This is a genomic window from Hydrogenophaga sp. (assembly GCF_036675665.1).
Taxonomy (GTDB): domain Bacteria; phylum Pseudomonadota; class Gammaproteobacteria; order Burkholderiales; family Burkholderiaceae_C; genus Hydrogenophaga.
This window is the reverse complement of record NZ_JAKFEO010000010.1, coordinates 105116-121710: the sequence shown is the minus strand read 5'-3', so window position 1 is coordinate 121710 and position 16595 is coordinate 105116. Positions and strand designations below refer to the sequence as shown.

Here is a 16595-nt window from a genome sequence, read left to right as displayed (position 1 = left end):
GCGGTCGTGCGCCGACCTGCATTGAGCCGGCGTGGTGAAGCGCCGCATCCATAACAACACAGAGAACACAACATGCCACGCAAATACTTCGGCACCGACGGCATCCGCGGCACAGTCGGCCAGCCCCCCATCACCCCCGACTTCGTCTTGCGCCTGGCCCACGCGGTGGGTCGCGTGCTGCGCCGCACCGAGTCGCACCCCACGGTGCTGATCGGCAAGGACACGCGCATCTCCGGCTACATGCTGGAGGCGGCGCTGGAGTCGGGCTTCAACTCCGCGGGGGTGGACGTGGTGCTGCTCGGCCCCGTGCCCACACCGGCCGTGGCCTACCTCACCCGGGCCCAGCGCGCCAACCTGGGCGTGGTGATTTCTGCCAGCCACAACCCGTTTGCCGACAACGGCATCAAGTTCTTCAGCGCCCTGGGCACCAAACTGCCCGACGACTGGGAGCAGGCGGTCGAGGCTGCACTGGACGAGCCCCCGGTGTGGGCCGCATCGGCCGAACTCGGCAAGTCGCGCCGCATGGAAGACGCGGCCGGCCGCTACATCGAGTTCTGCAAGAGCACCTGCTCGCACAACCTCTCGCTCAAGGGCTTGAAGATCGTGGTGGACGGCGCCAACGGTGCGGCCTACCAGATCGCACCCGCCGTGTTCCACGAGCTGGGTGCCGAGGTCATCAAGATCGGCTGCACGCCTGACGGCTTGAACATCAACCACGGCGTGGGCGCCACGCACCCGCAGGCCATGGTGGAGGCGGTGAAGGCGCACGGCGCTCATTACGGCATCGCACTCGACGGCGATGCCGATCGCCTGCAGATGGTGGACGCAGACGGGCGCCTGTTCAACGGCGATGAACTGCTGTACCTGATCGTGGCCGATCGCCTGGCGCGCGACCACGACGTGCCCGGCGTGGTCGGCACGCTCATGACCAACATGGCGGTGGAAGTGGCGCTCAAGGCACGCGGCGTGAAGTTCGTGCGCGCCAAGGTGGGCGACCGCTATGTGCTCGAAGAGCTGGAAAAGCATGGCTGGATCCTGGGTGGCGAGGGCTCCGGGCATTTGCTGGTGCTCGATCGCCACACCACGGGCGACGGCCTGGTGTCGGCCCTGCAGGTGCTGCACGCCTGCGTGGACAGTGGCAAGACCATGGCACAGCAGCTCGCCGACGTGACGCTGTTTCCCCAGACGCTGATCAACGTGCGCCTGCAACCCGGCCAGGACTGGAAGACCAACACCTTCCTGGCGCAGCAGACGCAGGCGGTGGAGGCCGAGCTGGGCGAGACCGGCCGCGTGCTCATCCGTGCCAGCGGCACCGAGCCATTGCTGCGCGTGATGGTGGAGGCGCGTGACGCGCAGAAGGCGCTGGCCTGCGCCGAACGTTTGGTGGCCGCTGTGCGAGCGCAGGTGCCCGCGTGAGCGGCGTTGCCATCTTTCGCGCGGACTACACGGACGCCAGCCACGCAGCCGCGCTGGTGGCGCTGCTGGACGCGTATGCGAGCGATCCGGCGGGCGGTGGCGATGGTCTGTCGGACTTCGCGAAACAGCACCTGGTGCGTGAACTCGCGGCGCGGCCGCAGGCCTACAGCGTGCTGGCGTTTGATGGCTCGCAGCCGGTGGGGCTGGTGAACTGCATCGAAGGCTTCTCCACGTTCGCCTGCAAGCCACTGGTGAATGTGCACGACGTGGCCGTGCTGGCCAGCCACCGGGGGCGCGGCATTGCACAGCAGATGTTGACCCTGGCCGAAATCATCGCCAAGGAGCGTGGTGCGGTGAAGATGACGCTGGAAGTGCTGTCGGGCAACCATGGCGCGGTCCGCCTGTACGAGCGCATCGGTTATGCCGGTTACCAGTTGGACCCGGCCATGGGTACCGCCCGGTTCTTCCAGAAGTGGTTATGAACAGGAAGCACCCCCGCGCCGGGCGCTGACGCGCCCGTCACCCCCTCAAGGGGGCGCCACCATGGGCCCGGCAAAGCCGGTTCCGCGGTGGCCTTCGATGAGACGACTCCCCCTCAATACAACAGACAGGGCTTGCGCGCCTCTGCCCAGGCCGCTTCGTCGGCAGCGGCTGCCGCTTCCAGCACGTCGGGGTCGGCCGTCACATCGTCCACCCACTCCCGCAGCAGCGGGCCTCCGTTGATGAGGTCGATGGCCAACCGCTCGTGTTCGTATTCGTAGGCGAAATCGCGCCACAGCGGGTAGTCGGGCGCCTGCAGACGCAGCGCGCGAAACGCCAGGGCCTGCAGCCGCCAGGGTTTGAAGGCGGCGTGATCGTAGTGGGTCGGGTCTTCCACATGGATCTGCACGCCGGCGCACAACTGCCCCTGGTGCTTGTGGAAGGTGGGTTCGAAGAAGCACGCACGCAGCACGCAGCCCTGCAGCCATTGCGGCGCGATGCGGCGCATGTCGGCCAGCAGGCGGGGCACGTCGATGCCGGGCGCGCCGAACAACTCCAGCGCGCGCGTGGTGCCACGCCCTTCCGACAGGGTCGTGCCCTCCAGCATCACCGTGCCGGCATAGGCGCGCGCCATGCTCAGGTTGGCGGCGTTGGGGCTCGGGTTGACCCAGCTGCGCTCGGTCGGCCAGCCAAAACCGGGGGCCGCCTCGGGCTGCCAGCCCGTCATGGTGATCACGCGGTAGTCCACGCTCAGGCCCAGCGTGGCGATGAACCAGTGGCCAAGTTCACCCATGGTCATGCCGTGTCGCATGGGCATGGGGCCGGCGCCCACAAAGCTCTCCCAGCCTTCGCGCAGCGTGAGGCCCTCGATGGGCCGGCCGGCCGGGTTGGGCCGGTCCAGCACCCACACCGCCTTGCCGTGCTGTGCGGCCGCCTCCAGCACATAGCGCAGCGTGGTGATGAAGGTGTAGATGCGGCAGCCGAGATCTTGCAGATCGACCAGCAACACGTCGAAGCTGGCCATCATGGCGTCGGTTGGGCGGCGCACCTCGCCGTAGAGGCTGAACACCGGGATGCCCAGGCGGGGATCGAGGTAGTCGGGCGACTCGACCATGTTGTCCTGCTTGTCGCCGCGCAGGCCGTGTTGCGGGCCGAAGGCGGCCGACAGCCTCACATCGGGCAGGGCGGCCAGGGCATCGAGCGCGTGGGTGAGGTCGCGCGTGACCGAGGCCGGGTGGGCCAGCAGGGCCACGCGGCGGCCCTTGAGCGGCGCGCGCAGGGCGGGGTCTTGCAGGAAACGATCGAGGCCGAATTGCATGGGATTCAGTTCTGGGGCAAGGCCAGACGCAGCGTGCGCCCGGCGGGGTGGTGGAAATCAGGGCGTTCTTGGGGATGCTGCAGTGCCCAGTAACTCAGGCGCCCATCCTGTTCTTCGATGACGGCGCTCAGTGCGAAGTGAAACAGTTCGGCGGGCGAGGGCAGGGCCACTCTCGGCAGGTGGACGTCCAGCGTCAGTCGGGTCGGCGTGACGATCGATTGCATCGCAGGCGGGGCAGACGGTCCTTCGTTGGCGGTGTCCCGTTGCCGCTCGCCGACAAACCGGTAGGCCGCCCATTGGCCCGAGGGCGAGAAGTTGAATTCGCGGTAGGCCACATCACCCTGTGCCGCCACAAAAGCCTCGAGGCAGGTGTGTTGCCACAGGCCGTCGGCCGGGCCTGGTTCGGTGGCAGGCGGGATGCGCAGCCCGGCGGTGTCGCCGTTCACCGTGTACACCAGTCGCAAACCTTCGTGGCTCAAGCTCATCGACACCGACACATCCAGCGGCAAGCCCGCCGGTGTGGCGGGATGGCATTTCAGTGGGTGAAGGTTGGGGCGCGCGTCAAGGTTCACAGGGCCGTATTCTCTCAGGCCCCTGTGCCCTTGCAGGTTCAGGTGACGGCGGGCGACGCCAGCCAGCCCTGCACCTCGGCCACGGTTGGAATGCGGCCGCTGCTCACCAGCTTCTCGTTGATGACGAGTCCCGGCGTGGACATCAGGTCGTAGGCAATGATCTGTTTCACGTCAGTCACCTTGACGAACTCCGCCTCGACCCGGGCTGCGCTGGCGGCTTCGCGTGCCACCGCCTCGAGCTTTTTGCAGTTGGCACAGCCGGAGCCGAGGATCTTCACGGTCAACATGGGTTTTCTCCTGTGGGAATGCATGGGCTCAAATGGGCACGATGGCGCGCTGGCGCCGCCTCAGCCTGCCCACACCAAGGGACAGTGCGCCCAGCGCGATCGCCATCACCGCCGCCAGCGAAGGCAAGCCGGCGCCATCGGACCAGGCGCCGAAGATCAGTCCGGCGCACACGCTGAAGGCCGCCACCCAGGCGACGTAGGTCGCGGTCTTGGTCCAGCCGATGACCGCTGCCACCATCAACATGCTCTGCAGGCTCAGTTCGGGGTCGGCCATGAGATAGGCCAGCAAGGGGCCCGGGTGCATGCCCAGGTCGAGGAACATGCGCGCAACCGGCACTTCCACCAGCGTCGGGAAGTACATGAAGACGCCAAAGCCGACCGCCACAGCGTTGGCCTGCACCGTGTTGCTGCCGGCCAGGGATTCGATCCACTCGGGCCGTATCACCTGGCGCACCATGCCGACGATGAAAACGCCGATCACCAGCACGAGAAAGATCTGCTTCACGAAGCGCCAGGTTTCCCACAGCCACGAGCGCCAGTCGTCGGCGGGCAATTGCCTTGCGTGGTACCAGACCGATCCCATGGCCAGCGCCACGCCGACAGCGCGGCCGGTGATCGCGATCTCCAGCCCGTTGGCACCGGGCGTCAAGCTCATCGAAGCCACCAGCAGCGTGCTCGCCGCCAGGCCCAGCACGAGCCAGGTCCAGCGGTTGGCCCCCTCGATGATGTTCTCCAGGCCCCTGCCCGCAGTGGCTGCCACCAGCAACAGCAGCACGATGAGCAGCGAGCCGTGCAAGCTCACGCCTTCTTCGCCTTTCGCGGGGTCAAACGGTACCCAGCCGAACAACGTGGTCTGCCAGCTCTGCGCCCACGAGCCGGGCAGCACGAACGAACCCAGCGAGGCGGTCAGAGGCCACAGCTTCAATGTGCCCGCGATGAGCAGCACCACCAGCGACACCAGGACGCCCAGCGCGGCCGGCGAGATGCTGGCGCGGTCGGCAAACAGCTGGTCGGTCTGGGCGTCGTGGGCTGCGTCGTCGCGCCAGAAGATCAGCGCCATCAGCAGACCGATGCCGATGCCGAACACGAGGCACAGCACCAAGCGGGCCACCGCGAACTCCGGCCCGAGGATGCTGCCCGTGTAGGCCAGCGCCATGATGTTTCCCGCCGGCGCGAAGAACAAAAAGGTCATGGCCGGGCCAATGCCGGCACCCTTGCGGTAAATGCCGGCGAACAAGGGAACGATGGTGCAGGAGCACACCGCCAGCAGCGACCCGGCCGCCGCCGCTGCCGGGTAGGAAACAAAGGCGGGCACATTGCGCCCCAGCCACCGCGTGATGCTGGCCTTGGGAATCAGGGCGGCCATGGCCCCGGCGATGAAAAACGCAGGCAGCAGGCACAGCAGGACGTGCGCCGCCAGGTAGGCCGCCAGACTGCCGGCCCCACCGTGGATCATCTTCAGGAGCAGTTCCATGCCAAGCACGCCCTTTCACTTGTTTCATTATCGAAAACCAGTGGGCGGTGTGAAGAGCTCAGGCGCAGCAACCTGCGTTCTTCTTGAGCAGGATCAAAAGCGGCCCAAACTCTGCCGCGTCCAGGTTCACGCTCGAAGGGGTGCGTCAGTGGGGCGCCAGGCGTTGACCAAGGCCACCAGCGACAGCATCACCGGCACTTCCACCAGCACGCCGACCACGGTGGCCAGCGCGGCGCCGGAATGCAACCCGAAGAGCGAAATGGCCACGGCCACGGCCAGTTCGAAGAAATTGGAGGTGCCGATCAGGCAGGCCGGGCCGGCCACGTTGTGCGGCAGCTTGAGCCAACGTGCGCCCCACCATGCAATGAAGAAGATGCCGTAGCTCTGCAGCACCAGCGGCACCGCGATCAGCAGGATCACCAGCGGCTGGCGCACGATGGTCTCGGCCTGAAAGCCGAACAGCAGCACCACCGTGGCGATCAACCCGACCACCGACCACGGCTTGAGCGCGGCCACAAAAGCCGGCACCGCCGCCGGCCCACGCCGCAGCAGGAGCTGGCGCGTGAGCATGCCGGCCACCAGGGGCAGCACGACGTACAGCACGGTGGACAACAGCAGCGTTTCCCACGGCACGGTCACGTTGGTCACGCCGAGCAGGAAGGCCGCGATGGGCGCGAAGGCCACCACCATGATGAGGTCGTTGATCGACACCTGCACCAACGTGTAGTTGGCATCGCCTTTGACGAGCTGGCTCCACACAAAGACCATGGCCGTGCACGGCGCCACACCCAACAGGATCATGCCGGCGATGTACTCGCTGGCCGACTGCGGATCGACCCAGGGCGCAAAGATGTGCTGGAAGAACAGCACGCCCAGCGCGGCCATGGTGAAGGGCTTGATCAGCCAGTTGACCACCAGCGTGAGCACCAGCCCCTGCGGTTTCTTGCCCACGTCGCGCACGGCGTGCCAGTCGATCTGGATCATCATCGGATAAATCATCACCCAGATGAAGATGGCCACGATCAGGTTGACCTGCGCGTATTCCATCGCAGCCACCGTCTGGAAGACCGACGGCACGACCAGCCCCAGACCCACGCCGGCCACGATGCCCAGCGCCACCCACACCGTCAGATACCGTTCAAAGAGCCCCATCAGGCTTTGACCCGTCCAATGCCGGCGAGCTCGTGTTTGAGCGCGAGTTTGTCGAGTTTTTCGATCGGCAGCACCGTCAGCAGCGCGATGCGCCGGTTCAGCAAGATGAAGCAGTCGTTGAAGGCGCGCTGGACAACTTCTTCGCTGCCTTTGACCGCAGCGGGATCCTCGACCCCCCAGTGGGCCGACATGGGCTGGCCCGGCCAGACCGGGCACACCTCACCGGCGGCCTTGTCGCACACGGTCAGCACGAAGTCCATGCGCGGCGCATCGGACGCGGCGAATTCGTCCCAGTTCTTGCTGCGCAGGCCGGTGGTCTTGAAGCGGTTGCGTTCCAGCAGTTCGATGGCGTGCGGGTTGACCGCACCGACCGGGTGGCTGCCGGCGCTGAAGGCGCGAAAGCGGCCCGCGCCTTGCTGGTTGAGGATGGCCTCGGCCATGATGCTGCGCGCCGAATTGCCGGTGCAGATGAACAGGACGTTGTAGGTGGAGGGGGTCATGGAATACCTTTCAGCAGGTGGTGCAGACAGGGGCAGAGGTCGTCACTTCGCAGGGCTCGCCCTGACAGCAGTGCGCGGTGAGGAATTGCAGCAGGTCGTTCATGGCGCCGAACTCCGCGCGGTAGATCAGGTGGCGGCCATCGCGCTCTTGCGATACCAGCCCCGCGTGGCTGAGCTCCTTGAGGTGGAAGGACAGCGCCGTGCCCGCCACGCCCAGCGATTCGCTGAGGTGGCCCGGGGTGAGGCCTTGCGGGCCCTGCGCCACCAGCGCGCGGAAAATGCGCAGGCGCGTCTCCTGCGCCAGGGCACCGAGGGATTTGACGGCTTGGGTTTCGTCCATGGGATCTCCTTCAGACGGGGGTGTGTTGCAAGGTCGGTTGACTGGGCAACTTGAGGGTGGCCAACCAGCACACGACCAACATGAGCGCGGAGCCCAGCAGCGCATACAGCAGGCCGCCCCACTGGTACAGCAGGCCCGAGAGCAGCGTGCCACTGAAGCGGCCCAGCGCGTTGGCGGCGTAGTAGAAGCCCACGTCTTCGGCCGCTTTCTCCGAGCCGGCGTAGGCCAGCACCAGATACGAATGCACGGAAGAGTTCACCGCGAACGCAAAGCCGAACACGCCCAGCCCACCCACCACCACCCAGGGCAGGTGCGGCACGTCCAGCGCCACGGCCACCGCCAGAGCCATGGGCACGAGTGCCAGCAGCGCCGACCACAGCCGAGCCGCGGGCACCTCGGTGCTCAGACCGTCGGTGCTGCGTTTGACAAAGGCGGGCGCCAGCGCCTGCACCGCGCCGTAGCCGATGGTCCAGACGGCGAGGAAGGTGCCGACCATGGTGAAGGTCCAGCCCTGCGAATAGAGGTACACCGGCACGCCCACCACAAACCACACATCGCGCGCGCCGAACAACACCACGCGGGCCGCGGCCAGCACGTTCACGCCCGTGTTCTTGGCAAACAGTTCCTTGGCCGACTTCGACGCCTTGCTTTTGCCCATCATCCGCGGCAGCGAGCCGACCACGCCCAACAGCACCAGCGCGAGCAGCGCGGCCATGGCCCACAGCGCGTGCTGGAAGCCCAACGTCTGCAGCAGCAGGCCGCCGAGGAAAAAGCCGACGCCCTTCATGGCGTTCTTGCTGCCGGTGAACCAGGCCACCCACTTGAAGAGCTGGCCAGAGCCCTGGTTCTTCGCCTGGTCGGCCGTGACCTTGATGGCCGACTTGCTGGCGGTCTTGGTGAGGTCCTTGGCCACGCCGCAGATGCCTTGCGCCAGCACCACCCAGGCCACCGACATCGCCGCGCTCCAGCCCGGGTCGAGGAACGACAGCACGGTGAAGCCGATGATCTGCGTGACCAGGCCCACCGTGAGCATGCGCGTGATGCCGTAGCGCGTGGCCAGCCAGCCACCGACGAAGTTGGCGACGATCCCCGCGGCTTCGTACAGCAGGAACAGGAAGGCCAGCGTGAACGGCGAATAGCCCAAGCGGTAGAAGTGCAGCAGCACCAGCATGCGCAGCGCACCGTCGGTGAGCGTGAAGCCCCAGTAGGCGGCGGTGACGATGGCGTAGTTGCGTTCGGCGGTGTTCATTCAGATCCCGACGCTGTGCATGTGACAAGCGAGATCGACCATGCGGCAGGCGTAGCCCATCTCGTTGTCGTACCAGGCGTAGACCTTGAGCAGCGTGCCGTCGGTCACCATGGTCGAGGGCGCGTCCACGATGCTCGAGCGCGTGTCGCGCGCGTAGTCCACGCTGACCAAGGGGCGTGTCTCGTAGCCCAGGATGCCGGCCAGCGGGCCTTGCGCCGCCGCGGCAAACAGGGCGTTGACCTCATCGACCGTGGTTTCACGCTGCAGCTCGAACACGCAGTCGGTGAGCGAGGCGTTGAGCGCCGGCACGCGCACCGCGTGGCCGTTGAGCTTGCCCTTGAGTTCCGGGTAGATCAGCGCGATGGCGGTGGCACTGCCGGTGGTGGTGGGTGCCAGGCTCATCAGCGCGCTGCGTGCACGGCGCAGGTCCTTGTGCGGCGCGTCCACCACCAGGTTGGTGTTGGTCGGGTTGTGCAGCGTGGTGATCTGGCCGTGTCGGATGCCGATGGCTTCGTGCACCACCTTCACCACCGGCGCCAGGCAGTTGGTGGTGCACGAGGCGGCGGTCACGATGCGGTCACGCGCCGGCTCGTACAGCGTGTGGTTCACGCCCACCACGATGTTGAGCACACCGCCCACCTTCACCGGCGCGGCCACGATCACGCGCTTCGCGCCACGGTCCAGGTGGCCCTGGAGGGTTTCGGGTGTGAGGAACTTGCCGGTGCATTCCAGCACCAGGTCCACGCCCAGATCGCCCCACGGAATCTCGCCAGCGGTGGCGTGCGAACTGAACGACATGCGGTGCTGGTCGATGCGGATGCTGTCCTCACCCTCGGCGGCAATGTCGGCGCGCCACTTGCCCTGCACGCTGTCAAAGGCCAGCAGATGGGCCGTGGCCGCAGCGCCGCCCTTGAGCTCGTTGAGGTGCACCACCTGCAGCCGGTTGCCGGCTCGCGGGTCGGTGGTTTCGCGTTCGGCCGCGCCGAGGGCGGCGCGCAGGGCCAGGCGGCCGATGCGGCCCATGCCGTTGATGCCAACTTTCATGTGGATGGTCCGGTGGAGGTTGGGGGCGCGGCACGCCCCGATAATTCAATGTGTGTTGAATTGTTGTGCAGCTTCGTGACCGACCTGTGACAGCGGCGCGGGCACGGTGGGCAACACCACCACCGGCGAGAAGCCGCCGCCCTCGGTGCGGAAGTTGGTGGTCTGGCCGGTCCAGGTGCGCGCGGCCATCAATTGCACTTCGCCGCGGTAGGTGTAGGCGCGCAGGTCCAGCTTGAGCAGGAGCGTGTCGTCTTGCACCCGCACCAGCCGTTCGCTTGGCGGCACCAGGGCTTGCGCCACGTAGTCGCCGGCCATGATCTCGCCCCACACGCGGCGCGTGAGCTTGTCGCCGCGGTAGGCCGCGCGCGCGCCGAAGCCAGCGGCCGGTTTGAAGAACAGGCCCCGGCGCCCCGCCCAGAGTGCGTCCGCGTTGCCGGCGTGCACCCGTTGCGTGGTGGGCACCACCGCCCGCAACAGCGCGCGGTCGGGCTCGCTCACGCCCCAACGGGCCAGCAGATCGGTGTCGGAGAGCGCAATGAGGTTGCGCTTGTCGGCGTACAGGGCGTGGGTGCGCGGGTGTGGCGTCAACACGACCGCACCGGCCTCGTGAGCGAGTCGCAATGCCTGGTGGGTGTCATCCTGCAGGTAGAAGTCGGTCAGCCGGTTGTAGACCAGATCCACCGCCGTGCCCACAGGCAGGGCCGGGTGGTGCAACTGGCCGTCTCGCCACTGCAGCTCGGCTGCGTCGGCCACCAGCGCGGTCAGGCCGTGCGCAGCGAACATTTCACGAACCAGATCGAACTCGGGCGCGAGGTACTGCTGCCTGGGCGCGTCGTCCATGATGAGCACGGTGCGCAGCGGTGCATCGCCGCGCTGCAATGTCCACTCGGATCGGAACATGTCGACGAAGACCGTGTCGAGCGACCGCAGCGCATCGTGCGGGTCCAGCACCTGACCGAAGGCGTTGCAGCAAGCGCTGTGCGCGCGGGCCAGTGCGGCGTTGAGCACCGCGCCGCCGGCGTTGCTGTTGATCTCGATCAGCCGCGGTCCCGCGTCGCTGAGGTGGAAGTCGTAGCCCATGAACGCACCCACCGGACCGTGGTCCCGTGCGGCGATGTCTGGCGCCCTCGCCAGCGCCTGGTCGCGCCAGGCGGGCAGGGCGATCACACGTTCGATGGCAGCCACCGCTTCGCGGATCTGCAGCGCCACGCCGCTGTCCAGGAACACGGCGCTGGCCGAGAACAGGTGCGGGTGGCTGAGCGCGAGCCGCGCGGCGAGGCCGTCGAGAGCCGGGCCGGTTTCGAGCTGTTCGCGCAAGCGGGGCAGGGACAGCGTCTGGCAGGCGCAGCCCAGGTTGAGGGTGTCGGCGAGGTTCATGTCTTTCAAATGCCCTTCATTTGATTCAATGATAGTTGAAATATAGAAATGAAGAGCGACCAAGGCGTGTCACCAAAACTTCATGCGAATGCCTTGAGAGAGTCATGACCGGTTTTCACACTGCAGGGTCATGACCACAGCCTTTATCTCTCACGCCATTCCGTCAGCGACGGCGTTCGTCCCTGTGCCAGCGCAACCGGTCGCGCACAGCATCGAGGTTTCCTGGGCCCGGCACCAGAGCGAGGTGCGCGAGGCCCAGAAGCTGCGCTACAGCGTGTTCGCCACCGAGATGGGCGCCCGCCTGCCCAACACGGTGCCCGGCCACGACGTGGACCTGTTCGACGACTTCTGCGAGCACTTGCTGGTGCGTGACAGCGCGACCCGCCAGGTGATCGGCACCTACCGCGTGCTCACCCCGGCCCAGGCCCTGCGCGTGGGCAGCACCTACAGCGACACCGAATTCGACCTCACCCGCCTGCGCGGCGTGCGCGAACGCATGGTGGAGCTGGGCCGCAGCTGCGTGCATCGCGACCACCGTCATGGCGGCGTGATCATGGCGCTGTGGGGCGCGCTGGCCGAGTTCATGGTGCGCAATCAGCTCGACACCATGATCGGCTGCGCCAGCATTCCGATGCAGCACGAGGGCCCGCACGGCATGGTGGGCGGCGGCCACGCCGCGGCGAGCATCTGGCGCCAGGTGCGGCAGACGCACCTGGCTCCGATCGACTTCCACGTGCGCCCGCGCCTGCCACTGCCGGTGGAGCGGCTGGACGACACGCTCGACGTGGAGCCACCCGCGCTGATCAAAGGCTATTTGCGACTGGGTGCCAAGGTGCTGGGCCCGCCGGCCTGGGACCCGGACTTCAACGCAGCCGACCTGCCCATGCTCATGCGCATCGCCGACCTGCCCGCGCGCTACCGCAAGCACTTCCTGAGGGCCTGATGCGCGCATGAAGATCCTGATCGTCACCGACGCCTGGCAGCCGCAGGTTCATGGGCTGGTCTCCACCCTGGTGGCGTTGGTGCGCCAGTTGCAGGTGAGTGGCCACGAGGTGGTGGTGATCCAGCCCGGACAGTTCCGCACACGGCCTTGTCCGGGCCATCCTGGCCTGGAGATCGCCTTGTTTCCTGGTGCGCGGCTGCGTTCACTCATGGATGCGGCCGATCCCGATGCCATCCACATTGCCACCGAGGGCCCGCTGGGATGGGCGGCTCGGCGTCACTGCTTGAAACGCGGTCTGCCGTTCACCACCGCGTTTCACAGCCGGCTTCCAGAGATGCTGCAAACCTCGTTCAAGCTGCCGCTGTCCTGGGGTTATGCCTTGCTGCGCTGGTTTCACCGACCGGCCAGCGGCGTGATGGTGCCCAACCAGGGTTTGCTCGACCGATTGCAAGCGCGCGGCTTTGCGCACCTGCGTCTGTGGACGCCGGGCGTGGACACGCACCTGTTTGCGCTGAGCGATCGAACCCGGTCGTTCACCTCGCTCGGCCCGCTGGCCCACCCGGTCAGCCTGTATGTCGGCAGGCTCTCGGCCGAGAAGAACGTCGAAGCCTTTCTGTCGCTCGATGTGCCCGGCAGCAAGGTGGTGTGTGGCGAAGGCCCCATGGCCTCGAGCCTGCGCGCACGCTACCCCAACGTGCACTGGCTCGGCGAGCTGCCGCGGCACGAACTCGCGCAGGTGTATGCATCGGCCGACGTGTTTGTGTTTCCTTGTCGCGGAGAAACCCAGGGCCAGGCCATGCTGGAGGCCATGGCCTGTGGCGTGCCGGTGGCGGCCTACCCGGTGGACGGGCCGTTGCAATTGTTGGGGCAGAGCCGCGCGGGCGCGCTGCACGGCGATTTGCGTGAAGCCTGGTTCGAGGCGCTCAAGGTGCAACGACATCAGGCGCGCGACCGCGCGCTGCTGTTCGGCTGGGGTCGCTCGAGTGCGTCGTTTCTGTCGCATCTGGTGGTCTTGCCGCGGCACCGGCGGCAGCGCCTGCGATCGGGCTTTGGCATGCAGAGTCACGAACTCGGGGGCATCACGAAACTGTCACACAAACGTCATCCTGTCGTTGAATAATCGTCACAAGGCAGGGGGTGACGGCCGGGCACACTGGGCAAGGCACGGCGTCCTGCGCCACTGGGCAGACGCGCCCGGCGACAACAACGACAACAGACATGAGCGGCAACAACTCCAACAGCAAGTTTCCTTTCCTCGATCGCGATCACAGCATCCTGGCCTTCAATGAACGCGTCATGGACTGGGCGCGCCGCCCCGACGTTCCGCCGCTGGAACGCCTGCGCTACCTCAGCATCGTCTCCAGCAACCTTGACGAGTTCTTCGAGGTTCGCGTCGCTCCACACCTGACGGCCGCCCAGGCCAACGAGCAGCGGGGCCAGTACACCGCGCAGACCTTCGAGAGGCTGTCCGAAAAGGTCCACGAACTCGTTGCGCAGCAGTACGCCATCTACAACAACGAGTTGCTGCCGCTGCTGGAGAAAAAGGGCATCAAGCTCATCTCGCACGGCGAGCGCAATCCGCGCCAGCGCCGGTGGGTCAAGGAGTTCTTCGTCAACGAAGTGCAGCCCCTGCTGATGCCGGTGGGGCTGGACCCGGCGCACCCGTTCCCGCAGGTGGCGAACAAGTCGCTCAACTTCATCGTGCGCCTGGCGGGCAAGGACGCCTTCGGGCGCGAGAACGAGATCGCCATCGTGAAAGTCCCGCGCATCCTGCCGCGGTTCTTCCGCATGCCCCCCATCAAGGGTTCCAGGCAGACGCATTTCGTTTCCATCTCCAGCCTGATCCGCTCCCACCTGGGCGATCTGTTCCCGGGCCGGCAGGTCACCGAGTTTTCGCAGTTCCGCATCACGCGGCATTCCGATCTGGCGGTGGACGAGGAAGAGGTGAAGAACCTGCGCACTGCGCTGCGCAAGGGCCTGCAGCAGCGCCACTACGGCCAGGCCCTGCGCCTGGAGGTGTCGGCGGGTTGCTCGGAGTTCCTGTCCAACTTCCTGCTTGAGCAGTTTGCCTTGCCCTACCAGGCGCTGTACCGCGTGCCCGGGCCGGTGAACCTGGTGCGCCTGAACCAGCTGATCGACAAGGTGGACGCACCCGCGCTGCGCTTCGAGGCCTACAACGCGGGCTGGCCGGCTCAGCTCACGCCCGGGCAGTCGTACTTCGAGCGCTTGCAGCAGGGTGATGTCCTGATCCACCAGCCATACGAGAGCTTCGATGCCGTGCTGGCCTTTCTTCGCGAGGCGGTGGAAGACCCCGACGTGCTGGCCATCAAGCAGACCATCTACCGCACCGGTGCCAAGTCGGAGCTGATGAACCTGCTGCGTGAGGCGGTGCGCCGCGGCAAGGAAGTGACCGCCGTGGTGGAACTCAAGGCGCGCTTTGACGAAGAGGCCAACATCAACTACGCCGAGCGGCTGGAATCGGTGGGTGCCCAGGTGGTCTACGGTGTGGTGGGCCTCAAGACCCACGCCAAGATGTTGCTCGTCACCCGCCGCGAGGAGAGTGGGCTCAAGCGCTATGCACACCTGTCCACCGGCAACTACAACCCGGGCACGGCCCGGCTCTACACCGACCTGAGCTACCTCACCGCCGACGACGCGCTCACCGCCGACCTGGAGCAGATCTTCCTGCACCTGGCCAGCCAGAACCGGTTGCCCAAACTCAACAAGGCGCTGATCGCACCGTTCCACTTGCACAAGGCCATGCTCGACAAGCTCGAAGCCGCGGGCGTTGCAGCCAAGGCGGGGCAAGACGCTCGCGTGATCGTGAAGATGAACGCCCTCACCGACGAGCAGCTGGCGCGTGCGCTGGCCACGGCATCGCAGCAGGGCGTGAAGATCGATCTGATCGTGCGCGGCGCCTGCATCCTGCCCGCGCAGGTGCCGGGCTTCACCGACAACGTGCGTGTGCGCTCCGTGATCGGACGCCTGCTGGAGCACTCCAGGGTGTTCTATTTCCGCATGGGAGAGGCAGAGGAGCTGTGGCTATCGAGTGCCGACTGGATGAACCGCAACATGCTGCGCCGCATCGAACTGGCCTGGCCCGTGACCGACAACGCGCTGCGCCACCGCATCATGGACGAGTGCCTGTCGGCCTACCTGTACGACACCAAGGACGCCTGGCTGCTGCAGCCCGATGGCCGCTATGTGCGGGCCAGCATCACCGGCAGTGGTCGCACCCGCGCGGTGATGCATTCGGCGCAAGCCAGCTTGATGGCCCGCTACGGCAGCAAGGGGTAGGAATGGAGGGACGCAGCATGGACTTGATTCTCTGGCGGCACGCCGAAGCCCATGAGCATCCCGATCTCCTGACCGGTGTGCCGGGCGACGCCAAAGACCTGGCGCGACGCCTCACCCCGCGCGGCGAGAAGCAGGCCGCGCGCATGGCCGCCTGGCTGGACCGGCAATTGCCCGAAGGTGCGCGCATCTGGTGCAGCCCCGCCGTGCGGTGCGAGCAGACCGCGCTGGCCACGGGACGCAAGTTCAAGATGCGCGAAGATCTGTTGCCCGAGGGCGATCCGCTGGCCCTGCTGGAGCTGGTGCAGTGGCCGCACGGCAAGTCACCGGTGGTGGTGGTTGGCCACCAGCCCACGCTGGGCCGGGTGATCGCGCGCCTGCTCAATCTGGCCGAGGACGAGTGCTCGGTGAAGAAGGGCGCGCTGTGGTGGCTGCGCCACCGCGAGCGCGCCAGTGGCAGCCAGACCGTCGTGGTGACCGTTCAGACGCCGGAATTGATCTGAACGAACCCGGGGCTGCGCCCCGGGTGGGTTTCACACGACCGCGACCTTCTTGGCTGGAGCGGCGGCTTTTTTCGCTGCGGGCCTGGCCACAACCTTCTTCGCGACCGGCTGGGAGGTGGTGTTGCTGGCGGGTTTGGCCACTGGCTTGGCAGGCGCCTTGGTCGCGACCTTGACCGGGGCCTTCGCCGCAGCCTTGGCAACCGGCTTGCTTGCGGGCTTCTTCGCGGCTTCAGGCTTCTTCTCGGTGCCGGTGGGGCGGCCGGTCTTGAGCGTGGGCACGGCGGACAGCGCAGCCTTGTAGGCCGCGTCGTTGAGTGCTTGCAAGGCCATGAGGCCAGCGCGCAGCAGTTCGCTCTTCTTCACGCTGGTGCCCAGCGCGATGGCGCGTGTCTTCAGCGTTTCAATGGCGGCAAACTCCGTCTTGGGGATGGTGAAGCTGTCCCGCACGAGCTTGGGTTTCTTGCTGCTGATCTTGCTGCTCTGACTGGCCATGAATGCTCTCCGTTGGTGAAAAAAAGAAGGGCAGTATAAACCGTATAAATCGTTTATACGGTTGTGACAGTATGACGACAGACGCGTGACGCAACGCAAGCCGGAAATGCCGTGCAACCGGCTTTGCCGGGGCACAGGCATTGCCCCCTTGAGG

The 16595-nt window shown here is 66.5% G+C and carries 17 protein-coding genes; 6 read left to right on the top strand and 11 right to left on the bottom strand.

The window, feature by feature from the left end; all coding sequences use genetic code 11:
• Window positions 1-72 precede the first annotated feature (72 nt).
• Together glmM and V6M63_RS06730 are read left to right on the top strand one after the other, a co-directional pair.
• Window positions 73-1416, top strand: a complete 1344-nt coding sequence (glmM, locus tag V6M63_RS06735; protein ID WP_332740738.1) for a phosphoglucosamine mutase — start codon at window positions 73-75, stop codon at window positions 1414-1416.
• Complete coding sequence (locus tag V6M63_RS06730; RefSeq protein WP_332740736.1) at window positions 1413-1898, top strand: GNAT family N-acetyltransferase; 486 nt, start codon at window positions 1413-1415, stop codon at window positions 1896-1898. The genes glmM and V6M63_RS06730 overlap by 4 nt, the downstream gene beginning before the upstream one ends.
• A 113-nt stretch (window positions 1899-2011) precedes the next feature.
• On the opposite strand, the gene V6M63_RS06725 is transcribed toward V6M63_RS06730, so the two are convergent.
• From V6M63_RS06725 to V6M63_RS06680, 10 genes are all read right to left on the bottom strand, one after another.
• Complete coding sequence (locus V6M63_RS06725) at window positions 2012-3214, bottom strand: exo-beta-N-acetylmuramidase NamZ family protein (protein WP_332740734.1); 1203 nt, start codon at window positions 3212-3214, stop codon at window positions 2012-2014.
• A 5-nt stretch (window positions 3215-3219) separates the two neighbouring features.
• On the bottom strand, window positions 3220-3786 hold the full coding sequence (locus tag V6M63_RS06720; protein ID WP_332740732.1) for a DOMON-like domain-containing protein: 567 nt from the start codon (window positions 3784-3786) through the stop codon (window positions 3220-3222).
• A 38-nt stretch (window positions 3787-3824) separates the two neighbouring features.
• Window positions 3825-4073: a thioredoxin family protein gene (locus V6M63_RS06715; protein WP_332740730.1), complete on the bottom strand. Its 249-nt coding sequence runs from the start codon at window positions 4071-4073 to the stop codon at window positions 3825-3827.
• Window positions 4074-4101: 28 nt separating this feature from the next.
• Window positions 4102-5547: a permease gene (locus V6M63_RS06710; RefSeq protein ID WP_332740728.1), complete on the bottom strand. Its 1446-nt coding sequence runs from the start codon at window positions 5545-5547 to the stop codon at window positions 4102-4104.
• A gap of 126 nt (window positions 5548-5673) precedes the next feature.
• Window positions 5674-6699 carry an ACR3 family arsenite efflux transporter gene (arsB, locus tag V6M63_RS06705; RefSeq protein ID WP_332740726.1) on the bottom strand — a complete coding sequence of 342 codons (1026 nt, stop codon included), beginning with the start codon at window positions 6697-6699 and terminating at the stop codon, window positions 5674-5676.
• Window positions 6699-7199: an arsenate reductase ArsC gene (locus V6M63_RS06700; protein WP_332740724.1), complete on the bottom strand. Its 501-nt coding sequence runs from the start codon at window positions 7197-7199 to the stop codon at window positions 6699-6701. Before V6M63_RS06700 ends, arsB begins: the two co-directional genes overlap by 1 nt.
• Before the next feature lie 10 nt (window positions 7200-7209).
• The gene (locus V6M63_RS06695) at window positions 7210-7539 is read right to left on the bottom strand and encodes an ArsR/SmtB family transcription factor (RefSeq protein ID WP_332740722.1); all 330 of its coding nucleotides are present in this window, start codon (window positions 7537-7539) and stop codon (window positions 7210-7212) included.
• 10 nt (window positions 7540-7549) lie between these two features.
• On the bottom strand, window positions 7550-8788 hold the full coding sequence (gene arsJ / locus V6M63_RS06690) for an organoarsenical effux MFS transporter ArsJ (protein WP_332740720.1): 1239 nt from the start codon (window positions 8786-8788) through the stop codon (window positions 7550-7552).
• Window positions 8789-9832 (bottom strand): ArsJ-associated glyceraldehyde-3-phosphate dehydrogenase, encoded by a 1044-nt coding sequence (locus V6M63_RS06685; protein ID WP_332740718.1) that lies wholly within the window; start codon window positions 9830-9832, stop codon window positions 8789-8791.
• Window positions 9833-9877: 45 nt separating this feature from the next.
• The gene (locus tag V6M63_RS06680) at window positions 9878-11209 is read right to left on the bottom strand and encodes a hypothetical protein (protein ID WP_332740716.1); all 1332 of its coding nucleotides are present in this window, start codon (window positions 11207-11209) and stop codon (window positions 9878-9880) included.
• Between the two features lie 130 nt (window positions 11210-11339).
• Here V6M63_RS06680 and V6M63_RS06675 point away from each other — a divergent pair, with 130 nt between their 5' ends.
• The 4 genes from V6M63_RS06675 (at window position 11340) to V6M63_RS06660 (ending at window position 15949) form a co-directional block, all read left to right on the top strand.
• Window positions 11340-12152 (top strand): GNAT family N-acetyltransferase, encoded by an 813-nt coding sequence (locus V6M63_RS06675; RefSeq protein WP_332740714.1) that lies wholly within the window; start codon window positions 11340-11342, stop codon window positions 12150-12152.
• 7 nt (window positions 12153-12159) lie between these two features.
• Window positions 12160-13272: a glycosyltransferase family 4 protein gene (locus V6M63_RS06670; RefSeq protein WP_332740712.1), complete on the top strand. Its 1113-nt coding sequence runs from the start codon at window positions 12160-12162 to the stop codon at window positions 13270-13272.
• Window positions 13273-13370: 98 nt separating this feature from the next.
• Complete coding sequence (gene ppk1, locus V6M63_RS06665) at window positions 13371-15449, top strand: polyphosphate kinase 1 (RefSeq protein ID WP_332740710.1); 2079 nt, start codon at window positions 13371-13373, stop codon at window positions 15447-15449.
• A gap of 17 nt (window positions 15450-15466) precedes the next feature.
• Complete coding sequence (locus V6M63_RS06660; protein WP_332740709.1) at window positions 15467-15949, top strand: SixA phosphatase family protein; 483 nt, start codon at window positions 15467-15469, stop codon at window positions 15947-15949.
• Between the two features lie 30 nt (window positions 15950-15979).
• Here the strand turns inward: V6M63_RS06660 and V6M63_RS06655 are convergent, their stop codons facing one another.
• The gene (locus tag V6M63_RS06655; protein WP_332740707.1) at window positions 15980-16441 is read right to left on the bottom strand and encodes a hypothetical protein; all 462 of its coding nucleotides are present in this window, start codon (window positions 16439-16441) and stop codon (window positions 15980-15982) included.
• Between the last annotated feature and the right edge of the window lie 154 nt (window positions 16442-16595).